This is a genomic window from Desulfobulbaceae bacterium DB1 (assembly GCA_001914235.1).
GTDB lineage: Bacteria > Desulfobacterota > Desulfobulbia > Desulfobulbales > SURF-16 > DB1.
The window spans coordinates 36,240-51,850 of record MQUF01000015.1 but is presented as its reverse complement, the minus strand read 5'-3'; the positions used below and the strand labels follow the sequence as shown (position 1 = coordinate 51,850).

At 54.9% G+C, this 15,611-nt stretch carries 17 protein-coding genes; all 17 read right to left on the bottom strand.

The window, feature by feature from the left end:
• Positions 1 to 196: 196 nt before the first annotated feature.
• A complete protein-coding gene (locus tag BM485_13500) occupies positions 197 to 1,726 on the bottom strand; it encodes a ribonuclease (protein OKY74465.1) in 1,530 nt (509 codons plus the stop codon).
• A complete protein-coding gene (locus tag BM485_13495; protein ID OKY74464.1) occupies positions 1,716 to 4,229 on the bottom strand; it encodes a B12-binding domain-containing radical SAM protein in 2,514 nt (837 codons plus the stop codon). The genes BM485_13500 and BM485_13495 overlap by 11 nt, the downstream gene beginning before the upstream one ends.
• Positions 4,226 to 5,029 (bottom strand): hypothetical protein, encoded by an 804-nt coding sequence (locus tag BM485_13490; protein ID OKY74463.1) that lies wholly within the window; start codon positions 5,027 to 5,029, stop codon positions 4,226 to 4,228. The genes BM485_13495 and BM485_13490 overlap by 4 nt, the downstream gene beginning before the upstream one ends.
• Position 5,030: 1 nt before the next feature.
• Positions 5,031 to 6,884: a hypothetical protein gene (locus tag BM485_13485; GenBank protein OKY74462.1), complete on the bottom strand. Its 1,854-nt coding sequence runs from the start codon at positions 6,882 to 6,884 to the stop codon at positions 5,031 to 5,033.
• 121 nt (positions 6,885 to 7,005) lie between these two features.
• Positions 7,006 to 7,584, bottom strand: a complete 579-nt coding sequence (locus tag BM485_13480; protein OKY74461.1) for an AAA family ATPase — start codon at positions 7,582 to 7,584, stop codon at positions 7,006 to 7,008.
• A complete protein-coding gene (locus BM485_13475) occupies positions 7,581 to 8,597 on the bottom strand; it encodes a 4-hydroxythreonine-4-phosphate dehydrogenase PdxA (protein OKY74460.1) in 1,017 nt (338 codons plus the stop codon). Before BM485_13475 ends, BM485_13480 begins: the two co-directional genes overlap by 4 nt.
• Positions 8,598 to 8,606: 9 nt before the next feature.
• The gene (locus tag BM485_13470; protein ID OKY74459.1) at positions 8,607 to 8,969 is read right to left on the bottom strand and encodes a YraN family protein; all 363 of its coding nucleotides are present in this window, start codon (positions 8,967 to 8,969) and stop codon (positions 8,607 to 8,609) included.
• On the bottom strand, positions 8,966 to 9,673 hold the full coding sequence (locus tag BM485_13465) for a ribonuclease HII (protein ID OKY74511.1): 708 nt from the start codon (positions 9,671 to 9,673) through the stop codon (positions 8,966 to 8,968). Before BM485_13465 ends, BM485_13470 begins: the two co-directional genes overlap by 4 nt.
• Positions 9,618 to 9,965 (bottom strand): 50S ribosomal protein L19, encoded by a 348-nt coding sequence (locus BM485_13460; protein ID OKY74458.1) that lies wholly within the window; start codon positions 9,963 to 9,965, stop codon positions 9,618 to 9,620. The genes BM485_13465 and BM485_13460 overlap by 56 nt, the downstream gene beginning before the upstream one ends.
• Before the next feature lie 160 nt (positions 9,966 to 10,125).
• Positions 10,126 to 10,707: a hypothetical protein gene (locus tag BM485_13455; protein OKY74510.1), complete on the bottom strand. Its 582-nt coding sequence runs from the start codon at positions 10,705 to 10,707 to the stop codon at positions 10,126 to 10,128.
• The gene (locus BM485_13450; GenBank protein OKY74457.1) at positions 10,704 to 11,453 is read right to left on the bottom strand and encodes a tRNA (guanosine(37)-N1)-methyltransferase TrmD; all 750 of its coding nucleotides are present in this window, start codon (positions 11,451 to 11,453) and stop codon (positions 10,704 to 10,706) included. Before BM485_13450 ends, BM485_13455 begins: the two co-directional genes overlap by 4 nt.
• A complete protein-coding gene (locus tag BM485_13445) occupies positions 11,453 to 12,001 on the bottom strand; it encodes a 16S rRNA processing protein RimM (GenBank protein OKY74456.1) in 549 nt (182 codons plus the stop codon). Before BM485_13445 ends, BM485_13450 begins: the two co-directional genes overlap by 1 nt.
• 18 nt (positions 12,002 to 12,019) lie before the next feature.
• On the bottom strand, positions 12,020 to 12,250 hold the full coding sequence (locus BM485_13440; GenBank protein OKY74455.1) for an RNA-binding protein: 231 nt from the start codon (positions 12,248 to 12,250) through the stop codon (positions 12,020 to 12,022).
• A gap of 29 nt (positions 12,251 to 12,279) precedes the next feature.
• Positions 12,280 to 12,522, bottom strand: a complete 243-nt coding sequence (locus BM485_13435) for a 30S ribosomal protein S16 (GenBank protein ID OKY74454.1) — start codon at positions 12,520 to 12,522, stop codon at positions 12,280 to 12,282.
• Positions 12,523 to 12,590: 68 nt separating this feature from the next.
• Positions 12,591 to 13,952, bottom strand: a complete 1,362-nt coding sequence (locus BM485_13430; protein OKY74453.1) for a signal recognition particle protein — start codon at positions 13,950 to 13,952, stop codon at positions 12,591 to 12,593.
• Positions 13,953 to 14,054: 102 nt separating this feature from the next.
• On the bottom strand, positions 14,055 to 15,029 hold the full coding sequence (locus tag BM485_13425; protein ID OKY74452.1) for a [acyl-carrier-protein] S-malonyltransferase: 975 nt from the start codon (positions 15,027 to 15,029) through the stop codon (positions 14,055 to 14,057).
• Positions 15,030 to 15,110: 81 nt separating this feature from the next.
• Entirely contained in the window at positions 15,111 to 15,611 is a 501-nt protein-coding gene (locus tag BM485_13420; protein OKY74451.1) for a signal peptidase II, read from the bottom strand.

The window sequence follows — 15,611 nt, the reverse complement described above, 5'->3', positions numbered from 1 at the left end:
AGCCGCGTGAGGATGTTTGCTTCGACGCGGCACAGATGATGATCACCGGCGGTTGAAGCACCGACGCGGTTTTCACATTACATCGTTCCCCCCGCACGGAGAACACCCGGCTCACTGACTGTAATACAAGAAATCGTCAGCGATCGCCGTGTGCTGCGCGGGTTCCATATTTTACGTTTTCACGATTCCACCAGATTTATTTCCCCGAATCCCAACTGATCTCATATCGTTCCGGATGCAGTTCCCGATTGGGGAAAATGGCCAGGGTCATCTTGATCTCATCCTCAATGTTCTTGATGGTCATCGCCTCGTCTTTCAGCATCATGGCCGCCACCTTGGGATGAACGTTCACCGTGACGGTGGAGCCGCCGCTTCGGGCCGCGTCCCTGGTTATCTTGCGGAAAATCTCATAGCAAAGCGTTCTGGCCGACTTGAGCATACCGGACCCGTTACAGCAGGGGCAGGGCTCGCACATGATCCGGGTGAGGTCTTCCCGGTTTCGCTTCCGGGTGAGCTGGATGAGGCCGAATTCGGAAAATTTGAGGATATTGATCCGACTCTTGTCCTCGCGAACCGCCTCATGCAATACCCGGAACACCTCTTCCCGGTGCTCCTCGCTTTCCATATCAATGAAATCAATGATAATAATGCCGCCGATATTCCGCAACCGGAGCTGGTAGGCGATTTCCTTCACCGCCTCCATGTTGGTTTTGAATATCGTTTCCTCCAGATCGGTCTTGCCGACGTAACGACCGGTGTTGACATCAATGACGGTGAGCGCCTCGGTGGCCTCGATGATGATGTAGCCGCCGCAGCGCAGCCAGATTTTCCGGGCCAGGGCCCGATTGATATCCATTTCGACGCCATAGGTTTCGAAAATCGGCACCTTGCCGTCGTAATAGTGCACCTTGGGTCGCAGGTGAGGGACAAAGGTTTCAACAAAATTGACCACCCGCTGATAGGTCTTCATCTCATCCACCACCACCCGGTCAATGGTGGGTGAAAAGATATCCCGCACCACCCGCAGGATAATGTCGAGGTCTTCATAAACCAGGGTCATGCACGCCGCCTTGCCGGCCCGGTCCAGGATCTCACTCCACAGGTGGAGGAGAAACTCCATATCCGCCTCAAGCTCTTCGCTGGTCGCCCCTTCGGCCACCGTTCTGACGATGAAGCCGGTATTGGCCGGTCGCAGCCTTTCGATGTCCTGCCGCAGCTTTTCCCGGATTTCATCATCCTCGATTTTCCGGGAAACACCGATATGGTCGGTCATGGGCATGAAAACCAGATTCCTGCACGGCAGGGTAATGTGACCGGTCAGTCGCGCGCCCTTGGTGCCCATCGGCTCCTTGCAGATCTGCACCAGGAGCTCCTGGCCTTCCACCAGCAGGTCATCGATGCTTTTCCCGGGGATCCGGTTACTCAGTGATTCCGGCGCCTCGTGACAGCAGCATTCCTCTTCGTCGGGATTCTGGTAACGCCTTTCAAAATCCGCCCGGCTGACATGAATATCATCGACGTAGAGAAAGCCGGTCCGCTCCAGGCCGATATCGACAAAAGCGGCCTGCATGCCGGGCAGCACCCGCACCACCTTGCCCTTGTAAATATTGCCCACCATCCCTTTTTCGGTGGGCCGCTCCAAATAGAACTCCACGAGATTGCCATGCTCGACCAGGGCGATACGGATCTCAAAAGAGGTCGCGTTTATGATCAAATCAGTTGCCATTTATAACTTCTCTTTCCTTGACCTTCAGCACGCGTGCCGTCTGAACGTCCTTGTCGGTAAGGGAAAAAACAGATCTGACGATTTCCAGGGGTTTCAGCCCCGCCTTGCCTGTTTCACTGATCATGGCAAGTTCGATCCGTTCCCCGTTAACCAGCCGCAGGGATGAAATCTGCGGCCGGACATCAATATTCCTGTCTGCCTTCTTCCGGCTCACGGCAATAAAATATTCCGGGCTCGCCATGAAGGAATCTATCCGCGCCTGCTCTTTCGTTCCCGCGATATCAATACTGTACAGGGTCTCGACCCTGTCCGGCAGGGATTTTTCCCGGCACGCCGTGATGCGGGTTATGCGCAAACCACCCGGCAACTGCCTGTTCAATTCTTTTTGCAGGTCGTCCAGATCCGTCATCGGCTGATGGAGTTCGACAAAAAGATATTCCGCCAGACTTTCCGTGCCGAGGGGCAGGGCGGGACTGAAAGAAACCCTGGGGGTGGGGTTGAACCCCTGGGAAAAATTAAGCGGCAGCTCCGCCCGGCGAAAGGTGCGGAAAAAAAGCTGGAGCAATTCGAGATGGCTGATAAAACGGGCCCGGTCAATGCGCTGATAATCGATGCGGTAAATGAATCGGGGCGGATTTTCAAGCGGACTCGGCGGCACAGGCGGTGCGGCTTTCATTTCGTTTTTTGTCAGCTTGCAGCAGACAATGGGCTTGATGCTCTTGAAGTCACAAAGGCCGCATTTCTGGCAGCCATGATAACGGCAATCCGGGGTATATCCCTCGGCCAGCCCTTTTTCAAGTTCCTCCCGGAAAAATCCGCGATCCAGCCCCACATCGAGATGATCCCAGGGCAGCGGCTCGGTGAGCAGCCGGCGCCTGAGGTATCGGCTCAAATCAATGCCGATCTCCGCGGCCGCCTCTTGCCAGGTATCGAGCCTCATGTGGTCGGACCAGGCATCAAACCTGGCCCCGCGCTTCCATGCTTCGATGATGACCGCCGAAAGCCTCCGGTCGCCGCGGGACATGACCCCTTCAAGAAAACTCTGACGCGGGTCACCCCAGCGCAACTGGATTCGCCGATCACGCATATTCTTGCGCAGGGTATCGATATGAGAAAACCCCTGCTCGATACTGATCTGCTCCTCCCACTGAAACGGGGTATGGGGCTTGGGAACAAAGGTTGAAACACTGACCGTGATGTTCGTTGATCTGCCGCGGCTCTGGGCCAGGGCCCGCCGGGCAAGGTCGATGATGGCCAAGCGGTCTTCCTCGGTTTCGGTGGGCAGCCCGAACATGAAATAAAACTTGATCAGCTTCCAGCCCAGTTCAAAAGACGCTTTACAGGTAGCCAGCAGATCCTCTTCGGTAATGCCCTTGTTGATGACCCGGCGCAGCCTTTCCGTCCCGGCTTCCGGCGCAACGGTAAAGCCGGTTTTGCGCACCCGCTTGATCTGCTCCATGATTTCCGGGGTCAGGGTGCCGACTCGCATGGACGGCATGGAAACGGAAATCTTATTGGGCACAAAGGTGTCCATCAGCTCGACCAGCAGCGGGGCAATGCAGGAGTAGTCACCGGTGCTGAGCGACAAAAGGGCCAGTTCCTCAAAACCGGTACACTTGATGCCCTGCCGGGCAAGGGCCATGATGTTTTCCCGGCTCCGCTCCCGTACCGGCCGGTAAATAATACCTGCCTGGCAGAAGCGACAGCCGCGGGTACACCCACGCGCCACCTCGATCCCCAATCGATCGTGGACAATCTTGAAAAGCGGCACCAGGGGCGGATGAAACCCTGAACTTTCCAGGTCCGGCAGAATCCGTCTTTTCACCCGTTCATACCCTTGCAGCAAAGGGGTCATGCCGGCAAAATCGCCGTTTTCAGCATAATGCGGCTGAAAAAGAGAGGGCACGTAGACCCCGGGGATCTCCGTCAATTGCGCCAGCAGCCGCGGGCGGGACCAGCCTTGCTTTTTGGCCAGGGCCAGGCAGTCGGCTATCTCGAGAATCGCTTCTTCTCCGTCGCCCAGGAGAATGGCATCAAAAAAATCAGCCACCGGCTCGGCATGGAAGGCGCAGGGACCACCGCCGAAGACAAGGGGATGCGACTCATCCCGCTGCCGGGCGAGCAACGGCAGCCCGCTGCGGTCAAGGATGGTCAGAATATTGGTATAGCAGAGCTCATACGGCAGGGTGATCCCCAGCATATCAAAATCAGCCACCGGACGCCGCGATTCCAGGGAAAAAAGCGGTTCACCGCTTTCACGCAGCAGCGCCTCCAGATCGGTATCCGGCGCATAGACCCGTTCGGCCAGCAAATCGTCCCGGCTGTTGACCAGATGATAAAGGATCTGCAGCCCCTGGTGGGACATGCCGATTTCATAGAGATCGGGAAACGACAGGACAATACGCAGGACCGCGTTTTCCCACTCTTTTCGGATGACATTGAACTCGTTGCCGCTGTATCGCCCGGGCTTTCGGACGAACGGCAGAAAATGATCGGATTTCACTCGACAACAACTCTTTCAAAAGACGGGGGTGCTTCATACTGGAAGTCCTCCCCGGTAAAGGATGCATCAGGCAGCCAGCCGCTCAGGCGCAGCTCCATGTTGCTGTTGTGCACTAAAGACGTTACCGTGACTTTGCCGGGCATGGGGCAAGCGCCCGGCGAATAATCGTCATAAAGAACATTAAAAATACGTTTTCCGTTTTCATCCAGAACAATATGGCGGCGCAGAACCCCCTGTCGCGCGGCAAAAAGCACCAGGCTGGTTGTTCCGTTGCCGTAATTGAGGGTGAACCAGTAGCCGTTTCCCTCTTCGTCATGGCTCACATCAAGAATTTTCATCTCGCCCGGATAAAGGCGGCCGATGAGCCAGTAAAATCCGTGCTCAGGCAAAAATCCCGCCGGCGCGTACCTGGCGTAGGTGGTTCCCGCCACACTGCCGGAATACTCCTTGGTCGCCGGCACCGCCACATAGCGGAAAAATTCACCATCGGTGACAAATATCGCCAACGGCTGACCAAAAGGATTTATACCGACAAACTTCAGATAGGAAGGGGTCATGGCCTGGAGAAATCCGTTCAGCGACCCTTTCTGCCAGATAGAAGAAAAAGAAACGGTTGCCTCGGCATCAATGCAACAGGGACAATCCATCTGCCGGGCGACCATATCCTGGAATGCGGCAATGACCTCCACCTTTTCCTTGGCCGGAATACTCACTGTCGCAGGTAAACGGGCACATCCCGCCATTGTCAGCAGCAAAAGACAGAACAGGAAAGCGGCGATCGGGAGGGATGGTTTTCCCATACTACTTCTTATCCTTGATCCGGCCTTTCAGAACCTGAATCTCGGCAAGGGCATGCGCCTTTTTCATGTCATCCTTGTAGAGGCTCAAGGCCTTTTCATAGGCGCCGACAGCCTTGTCCAATTGACCGGCCTTCTGATAGGCGTCGCCAAGATGCTCCAACATGGTCGGGTCGTCCGGCTGCATGGTGACCGCCGCTTCAAGCTCCCTGACGGCATCGTCAAAGGCGCCCATCTTGTAATAGACCCAGCCCAGGGAATCACGGATAAAACCATCTTCAGGTTTCAACGCCACCGCCTTTTTGACATATTCCAAGGCCTTTTCAAGATTGATTCCCCGATCCGCCCACGTGTAACCGACATAATTAAGGGCATAAGCATCATCAGGGTCAAGAACCAGAACCTGTTGCATCTTGACCAGGGCCTCGTCCTGGGCGCCTATGCGCTCAAGGTAAAGTCCGTATTCAAACCAGACTTTGGGATACTCGGCAAAGATCCGCAGGGCCTCTTCAAAAATATCCCTGCCCTCCTGCACCTTGCCTTCTTCCCGCATCATGCCGGCGAGAAGATAATAAAAGGAAGGATACCGGGTTTCCTCATCGGCCATGACGTTCCGCAACACCTCGGCCGCGCGCGTTTTATCGTTTTCATCCAGCAGGATCTGCACAAGCATCAGAATCGAATTTTCGTAATCCTTGCTTGACGCGGGCACCTCCCGCAGAATTTTTTTGGCCTTTTCCTTTTCCCCGGACTCATAATACGTCAGCGCCAGCATTGATCGCGCCACATCCCGATTTTCCGGCTGATTCAGCATTTTTTCAAACAGGGCGACGGCCTCGGGAAATTTTTTCTGATCGAGCAGCACCCGGCCGATGGCCAGATCGATCATTTCCGTGTCATCGGAGTAGTCACGCAGCTCTTCCAGTTCACTCAACGCCTCATCCACCTTGCCCTGTTCCAGATAGATGCGGGCGAGACGACCGCGTATCTTGGTATTGGTCTCATCCTCTTCCAGCAGACGCCGATAAATGGCCGCAGCCTCATCATAGCGCTGCCGGTATTCGTAGAGCTCCACCGCTTCCAAAGCGAGCATGGACGACCAGTTGAGGGAAAGGGCCTTGTCATAGGCCGCCATGGCCTTATCGAAGTAACGCAGCTCGCGATACAGTTTCGCCAGGTAGCTGTAACCGGAATAGGACCGGTCGTCCACCTTCACCAGTTTTTCCAACATCTCCTGCGCCTTGCCGTAGTCCCGGTCACGAGCATGAAGGGCGCCCATCATCAGCAGGGCATGGGTATCGTCGGGATGGAGCCGCAAAATCTCCTCATAAACCTTCTTCGCCTCCGCAACCCGCTCAAGCGAGCTGAAAACATTGGCGAGCAGAACACGGGTTTCCATGTTCCGCGGGTCGGCGGCTATCATCTTCTCCAGCATGACGATGGCCTGTTCCTTTTTGTCCATGTTGATGAGCAGAATCGCAAGCTTACGACGGACATAGTCGGTATTGGGATCACAAACCAGCGCCTTTTCATAGGCCTCCAGCGCCTCATCATATTTCTCTTCCTCTTCCGCCGCCGATCCCCATAAAAAATAGAAATAGGAACAGGCCGTATCCGCGGGCTCGGCCTCAACTCCGGCCTCGATTTCCGCGGCAACCCCGTCATGGGCCGCGGGCAAATCTTCGCCGGCAACGGCGGGACGGCTGCCGCCGGAACAGGAACTGTTTGCCAGAAAGAAAAAAACAGCAAGACATACCATGCCGGTGGACAGGGTATATTCTTTACAAGCGGAAATAAGGCCGGAAATTTGTTTCAGCATTTTTTTCAGGAAAAGGGAAAAGGTAATAAAAAAAATCAAAAAAATAATTCTACCATCCACCGGCAGGGAATTCCAGCCTTTATGTCAACAAAGCAGCGATCACATGTCCCACATGGCGAAAAGGACGCTTCAAAGACTTTTTTCGAAATCAGCCCCCGCGCTATGGCGCTGAGACCTTACCGGCGTCGAGCACAAAGGCAAGCCGGGCATCAAGATCAATGATGTCCCGCGGCATGAACAAAACCGGGCAGTGCAACCTCGCATCGCAGCAGAGGCCCATGACAAGCATGTTCAGATGCTCCATATAGCCTCTGTTCAAAGCGGCCTTTCCCTCTTCGTGCACCAGGGGAATCGCCGGCTGCACCACGATGAGACGACTGAAAAATCTGTTGGTGATCGCATAACAATGATCCAGATACGCCTCGAGCTGAAGATAATCAGCTCCGGTTTTCCCCTGAATATCCGCAAGGGTGTAGGCCATCATGTCAATGGGCGTTCTGTCGCTGACAAAAGGACCCGTTGCCTGTTGCCAGGCTGCCTCCGCCGCAGCCACCACCTTGAGCTGGATCCAGATGCGGGTGGCGAAGTCCATGGAACTTGCGGGATCCAGGCCGTTCTCGAAAAAAACCTCACTGGTGGTTGTCCGGATAAAATCGATGCCGGCCTTTGCACGAAGTATCCCGGCCAAGGTCGTCTTGCCGGTTCGATGGCTGCCGCAGAGTCCAATGCCTTTGCTCATGGATTTATTTCCCGGTTGGCCGCTATTTTTCCCGCCATGGCCACCGCGGCGATCAGGCTGGACGGATCGGCCTTGCCCTGACCGGCTATATCATACGCCGTCCCGTGATCAACCGATGTCCTGACAATGGGAAGACCGATGGTGACATTGACGCCGTCGGCAAAATGGAGCAGCTTGAAGGGAATCAGCCCCTGATCATGATACATGCAGACCACGGCGTCAAAAGCCCCCCCGGCCGCCTTATGAAAAACCGTGTCCGGCGGGTAGGGGCCGCTCACCAACCACCCTTCTTCCGCCGCCCGGCGTATTGCCGGGCCGATAATCCGCTCTTCTTCATCGCCGAACAAACCGCTTTCTCCGGCGTGAGGGTTCAAAGCCGCCACCGCCAGCCGGGGCGACGGCACAGCGAAATCATCCCGCAACGAACGGCCGGTCATGACAATCAGCTCCACCACCTTGTCACTGGTTAATGCCGAAGGCACCCGGGCAAGGGGCACATGAATGGTAACCAGGGTCACCTTCAGCCTGTCCCCGGCCATCATCATGGCATAATTCCCGGACCGGCAGAGGGAGGCAAGCATCTCGGTATGTCCGGGAAAATGATATCCCGCCTCACACAATGCCTTTTTGGTGATCGGACAGGTCACCACTCCGCGCACCTGACCTTCGAGGGCCAGGGCAACGGCCGTCTCTATCCAGCACGCCATGGCCTTGCCGGTCAGAATGTCGGGACGCCCCCAAACCAGGGATTGCGGATCGAGAAAAGGTGAGGCCGTGGGCGCATGGACGGCAATGACCCCGGGGTGAACCGGCTCGCCCGGTTGCCAGGGAACAATCCGGGCGGGAATGGACAACACACGACTGCACCAGGCGAGCACGCTCGGATCGCCGATGACCACAACCGGCGCCGTGGCTGCCCGGGAAGCGGCACCGGCAAAAAATTTCAAAATCAACTCCGGTCCGATACCGACCGGGCAGCCCATGGTCATGACAAGCGGTTTTAAATTTGTCATATCTTTTCGTCAGGTTATTTCAAAGGCATTGCGGACGATCTCAACCTCGGGATTTTCCCCGGGCCGGACCGATACAACATCAAACCGGCAGGGCTGGTCAAGTCCGCCGTGGGCCAGGAGATATTCAAGGGCGACGCGCGATATGGTTTTGCATTTCCGGGTGGTAACCGCCTCAAACGGCGAGCCGAACCGAGCATCGGAACGGGTTTTCACCTCGACAAAAACCAGGGTGGCGCCTTCCCGGGCAATGATATCTATTTCCCCGTTCCGGGTACGGAAATTGTGTTCAATAATGGTGTATCCCTGCCGACGAAGAAACTTTCGAGCAATCTCCTCACCCTTTTTCCCCAATGACTGGCGCTGAAAGGTCATTCTCGACACTGACTGCCGGAAAACGGCAGTCCGCGAACACCGCTGAAGGTCATGCGATGAATTTCGCAGGGACCCGCCTGGCGCAAAAGATCTTTATGCTCCCTGGTGGGATAACCTTTGTGTTTTTGAAAATTATACTGGGGGTATGTGCGATGATAGTCCATCATGATCCGGTCACGGGTGACCTTGGCGACAATGGAGGCAGCGGCGATGGAAGCGCTTTTCGACTCTCCCTTGACAAGCGCCTCTTGCTCGATGTGGAGAGGGACGGGAAATTTCCCGTCGACAAGAAGAAATCCAGGCAGGACCGTCAGGTCAAGGACCGCCCTTTTCATGGCCAGCAGAGAGGCCTGCAGGATATTGACGGCATCGATTTCAGCATGGGTTGCGACCCCGACTCCGATCGGCACCGCCATTTCGGTCAGCATCGCAAAGAGATGTTCCCTTTTTTTTTCACTCAATGTTTTTGAGTCCTGAAAAAGGGAGTATTCACATTCAGCCGGCAATATCACCGCAGCCGCGACAACCGGGCCGGCCAGGGGGCCTCTGCCTGCTTCATCGACTCCGGCAACAAAACGAACACCTTTTTTCATCAAATGACGTTCATGAAAAAAGGTGTCCATTTTCGACCGGCTGAAAATTGCGATGTTAGTTGATGCCTTTCTCCCGGATACGAGCCGCCTTGCCGCGCAGATTGCGCAGATAGTACAGCTTGGAACGACGAACCCGGCCCTGGGTGTTGAGCTCGATTTTGTCGATGCGGGGAGAATGGAGGGCAAAGGTTTTTTCCACGCCGACGCCATGGGAAATCTTGCGAACGGTGAAATTGGCACCCATGGTGCCGCCCTTGCGACCAATAACGACGCCCTTGAAGATCTGAACCCTTTCCTTGGCTCCTTCGATAATCCGAATGTGGACACTGATGGTGTCGCCGGTACGGAATTTCGGAATATCATAACGCATATTTTCTTTTTCAATCAGCTCTAACATGTTCATAATGCACGCTCTCTGTTTGGTATATTTACTTTGATATTGTATCTTTTACCTGGAAAATGCCACGAAATCAATCACCTTGTTTTCGCTGTCACTCTTCTCCGGTTATAGGTTGTTCATGCTGCATACTTCTTTTCTTCTTGGCGGTCTTCAGCCGCGTCTCTTACTCATCTCTTCCCAGCAACCTGTCAAGGACGATCGACACCGCCGATCGAACCGAAAGATGCCGGTAATTCTCATAGCCGCTGATGGGCGGCAGCATGGCATCCACCCGGGTCAAGGCCTCCTGCGCCAGCCCCCAGGCGGTACCAAACAGCAGCAGCACATGCGCGCCCTGAAAAATCCGACTCCGCATGTCGCGATAGGACACGGTCCTGTCGTGGGTTCTGGCACTGGTTGCGACCACCAGCGGACGACGGCCCTCATCGGCAATCAGCCCGTAAAGGCTTTGCAAATCATCAATGATCCGGACTGAGGCCATGGCCTCCTTGCGATCACGGTTATAGGTTGCGCCGTAACCGTCCTGCCAGTGGCCGACGATTTCGCCGACCAGCTTCTGCTGGTCCCGGTAAGGGGTGACAATATAAAACGAACTCACCCCGAATGTTCTGGAGGCCCTGGCGATATCATGGATATCGAGATTGGTGACTGCCGAGCCTATAATCTCCTGGTTTTTATTGTATACCGGATAATGAATCAACGCCACGTCGACGCGACCGGCAACGCCCTGCGGCTCCTGTTCTATTTCCGGCACGATGTATCCAGACAGACCCCATATTTTTGCAGAAGTTTCAATTCCTTTTTGGAAAAAGACATGGCGTCCAGCAGATCCGGCCTCTTCTCCATGGTGGTTTTAACAGCTGCAGCAAAACGCCACTGGGCGATTTTTTCGTGATCACCGGACAAAAGGATATCCGGCACCTCATGCCCCTCGAAATCCCGCGGCCGCGTATACTGGGGGTATTTCAGTCCGCCCCGGCTGAAGGTGTCGCATTCGGCGGACCCGGCACAGCCAAGCACTCCGGGCAGCAGCCTGGTTACCGAATCAATGATGACCATGGCCGCCAGTTCTCCGCCGGTGAGGATATAATCACCGATGGAAAGCTCTTCATCGACAAAATTGGCGCGGATTCGTTCGTCCACGCCCTCGTAACGGCCACAGACCAGAATAATATTTTTTTTCCCGGCAAGATCGGCGGCTATATTCTGGTCATACCGTCTGCCCTGGGGCGACAGGAGAACGACATGGCTCTCGGCCTGACCGTCCCTTGCCTGCCGGATCGCAGCAGCCAGGGGCTCAGGCTTCATCACCATCCCTTCCCCGCCGCCAAAGGGACGGTCATCGGTCATGGTGTGCTTATCCAGCGCAAATTCGCGGATATCGGTGATCATTATCTCAATTTTTCCGTCCTTGCGGGCACGGCGGATTATTCCCTCCTCAAGCGGGGAGGAAAGCAATTCCGGAAAAATCGTCAACACATGAAACAGCATCAGTCATTGATTTCCAGCAGACCATCAGGGGCGTCAACAACAATGCGATGCCGCTCATGATCAATCTCCACCAAAAACGGGTCCACCGCCGGAATCATATATTCTTTACCGCGGTCGGCAATTACCAGGATATCATGCGCCCCGGTGGCCAGAAGATTCGCTACCCGGCCCAGTGATTGACCCTGCAGCGTGATGACTTCCATGCCCTGCAGATCCTGCCAGTAAAATTCATCATCCTCAAGATCAGGCAATTCGTCTCGGGTCACCCAGACTTTGCAGCCCGTCAATGCTTCGGCCCCATCCCGACTGCTGATGCCGGTCAGCGCCATGACGGCAAATTGTCCCTGACTCCGGATTTTACCCAGACCATAGGAGGTCTTTTCCGCAGAATCATCCGTCTCCAGCAAAATCCGCTTGCAGGAGCTGAAGTTCCCAGGTTGGCCGGAATAGCAAAATACCTTTACTTCTCCTTTGATGCCGTGGGGTTTGACAATTTCCCCCACCAGCACCAATGGATCGAATGATGCCTCTGTTTTTTCCCCGCTCAACACGCTTCCCCAGGGACGCTATTCAATGATTTCCAATCTGGCCCGTTTCTCGAGCTTTCCTGCCGCAGCAGTCAAGATTCCCCTGATCGCCCTGGCCGTTCGTCCCTGCTTGCCGATGATTTTGCCCAGGTCATCCTTGGCAACCCGGAGTTCAACTACGATGAGATCATCCTGCACCGATTCATTAATCTCGATGGCATCCGGGTGATCAACAAGCGAGGTGGCGACAAAGCCGACAAGTTCTTTCATGGATTGAAACCTGAATCAAGTCCCGACAATTACGCGGAAGCAGCTTTTTTCAACAGATTCTTCACGGTTTCAGACGGCTGAGCGCCCTGATCCAGCCAGCTCTGCAGCTTTTCCTTGTGGATGGTGATTGCCGCGGGCTCCTGCATCGGATCATAGGTACCCACGACCTCAAGAAACTTTCCATCGCGTTTTGCCTCTGAGTTTGCAACCACAATACGATAGAAAGGTTTTTTCTTTCTGCCCATCCTGGTGAGTCGAATTCGAACTGCCATATGCGTGTATCCTCCTTGCCGGCATGCGCCGGGATCATGAATTGACGAGTATTCTCTACAATATATTATTAACGGAACAAACCTTTCGGCTTCTTCCTCCGTTTTTTCCCATCCGCGAGCGGGACCCCGCTGAATTTGCCCTGCATCTTTTTCATCATCTTCAGCATTTCACTGTAGCTTTTGATGACTTTATTGACATCCTGCACCGTTGTCCCGCTGCCCTTGGCAATACGGGTCCTGCGGCTGGCATTGATGATCAGATACTTCTGCCGTTCCTCGGCGGTCATTGAACGGATAATCGCCTCCACCTTGCCCAACTCCTTCTCGTCGGGCTTCGGCATATCCTTCAATTGCCGCATCCGGCTCAGGCCGGGGATCATGCCCATGATCTGCTCCAGGGTGCCCATTTTCTTGATCTGCTGAATCTGATCGAGAAAATCCTCCAGGCTGAAGGTGCTTTTCCGAATTTTCTTGGCAAGGGTGTCTGCCTTTTTCCTGTCAACAACCTCTTCGGCCTTTTCAATCAGGGTGAGAACATCACCCATGCCGAGAATCCGCGAAGCCATTCGATCAGGATGAAATATCTCAAGCGCATCAAGATCTTCACCGGTGCCGATAAACTTTATCGGCCGTTGCGCCACTTTCGCGATGGACAGAGCCGCGCCGCCCCTGGCGTCACCTTCCATTTTCGTCAGGATGACGCCGCTGATGGCAAGATCCTTGTTGAACTTATCGGCAACAGTCACCGCATCCTGGCCGGTCATGGCATCAGCCACAAAAAGTATCTCGGCCGGAGTTACCGCGTCCTTGATATCGGCCAGTTCCGCCATCAACCCCTGATCGATGTGGAGGCGACCGGCGGTATCGATCAGCAGGGTGTCATAATTGCTGTTCATGGCGACCATTACCGCATTGCGGCAGATGGTTACCGGATTTTGATCGGTCTGGGACGGATGCACCGGCACACCGATGGCCCGGCCCAAAACATGCAACTGCTCGATGGCGGCGGGTCGGTAAACGTCGGCCGGGACCAGATAGGGGCGCCTTCCCTGCTTCTTTAAAAGCTTGGCAAGTTTCCCGGAGGAGGTTGTCTTTCCGGATCCCTGCAGACCGACCATCATGATAACGGCCGGAGTTTTGCCTTTCAGGTCCAGGTGAGAAGTCGAGCCGCCCAGCAGGGCGATCAATTCCTCATTAACTATTTTGACAACCTGCTGTCCCGGAGAAAGGCTCTCCAGAACCTCATGCCCCACAGCCTTGTCACCGACGGCCGCGACAAACTCTTTCACCACATTGAAGTTGACATCGGCCTCAAGCAGGGCCATGCGCACCTCGCGCATGGCATCCTGAATATTGGTTTCATTCAGTTTGCCGTGTCCACGCAAGTCTTTAAAGACTTTATGCAAGCGGTCCGAAAGATTTTCAAACATGGAGCTATTTTCCTAAAATATACGATTTCAGCCGCAGCGAAATCGGCAGATATGACACGTAAACGGGGAAAAATAATTGGATATGAAACGATTGTCAAGCGATTAATGCGCCTCTTTTCCCCGCAGGCTGTCGACACAGGCCTGCAGGGAAGCGGAATCCTCCACCTGCAGGCAACTGCATCCATGATCCTTGGGCAATATCTTTTTCAGCAGACCGGTCAGCACATTTTTCGGACCCACCTCAACGAATGTCGTCACCCCCCCTTCCAGCATGGCCATGACGGTGTCATACCACTTGACCATGGAAGCGATCTGGCGGCTCATGATGGAACGGATAGCGTGCGGATTTGCCGCCGGAGCAGCAGTGACATTAAACAGAATGGTGCCGGTGGGTTCATTGAAAACGATCCCGGCCATGGCCTTTTCAAAATCCGGCACGGCATCCGCCACCAACGGACTGTGCCAGGCGCCGCTCACCGGCAGGGCAATGGCCCGCCCACCCCTTTCCGCAGCCAGGGCCGAGGCAGCCGCAACCCCGGCCTGGTCGCCGGAAATGACAATCTGCTGCTCGGAGTTATGATTGGCCGCCACCACCACGCCCTTGCCCGCCGCTTCTTCCACAATTCCGGCAACCTGATCGATGGAGAGCTTGAGGATGGCGCTCATGGCCCCCGGATGCAGCCCGCTTTCCCGTTCCATCAATCTGCCGCGTTCCGTGACAAGTGTCATGGTGTCTTCCGGACTCAGCACCCCGGTCGCCGCCAGGGCGGAATATTCTCCCAGGCTGTGACCGGCAAAAAAGGCGGCATCAATCCCTTTTTCCCGCAAGGCGTGCAAACAGATCAAATTAAGCACGGTCATGGCCGGCTGCAGATGAAGCGTTCGGGTCAGCTCTTCCATGGGCCCGTTCAAACAGAGGTTGCCAAGGGGAATACCGCTTACCCGCTCGGCCATGGCCAGCAGATCACGCGCGCCGCTGCTCCGCTCGAGGAAATCCTTTCCCATGCCGACAAACTGGGAGCCCTGACCGGGAAAAAGAAAGGCTGTTTTCGCAGGGTCATTGATTCTTGTAGTCATTGTTCCAATCCTTCCTGACTTATTAATTCATTGTTTCACGTGCGGGTTGCAGATAAAAAAAGCGAAACCTGAAATATTTTCTCAATCCCTTTCTCCGTCCCTGTCAAAAAAACCGGCCAGCAAAAAAAGGCCAACCCCGACGACAATAGCGGAATCCGCCACATTAAAGGCCGGCCAATGATAGGCGCCGACATAAAAATCGAGAAAATCCACCACCGAGCCGAAACGGACCCGGTCAATGAGATTACCTGCCGCCCCGCCGCCGATAAACGAGAAAACAAAGAGATACAGCAAGCCCCTGCGCCGGTACTGCTGAAAGGCGTACAGGACGAAAACCAGGGCGCCGCAGGCGATACCGACAAAAAAATAAACCCGCCAGGCCGGATCGGCATTGGCGAGCAGACCAAAGGCAGCCCCGGTATTATGCAGATAGGTCAGGTTAAAAAAACCGGGCAGAACGCTTATCGTCTCATACAGGCTGAAACGGGACATGACAAGCCACTTGGTATACTGGTCCGCGACAACAACCAGCAGAGCCAGAACAATGAGCCAAAAAAAAGAAAGCGGCTTTCTGCTTTGCAT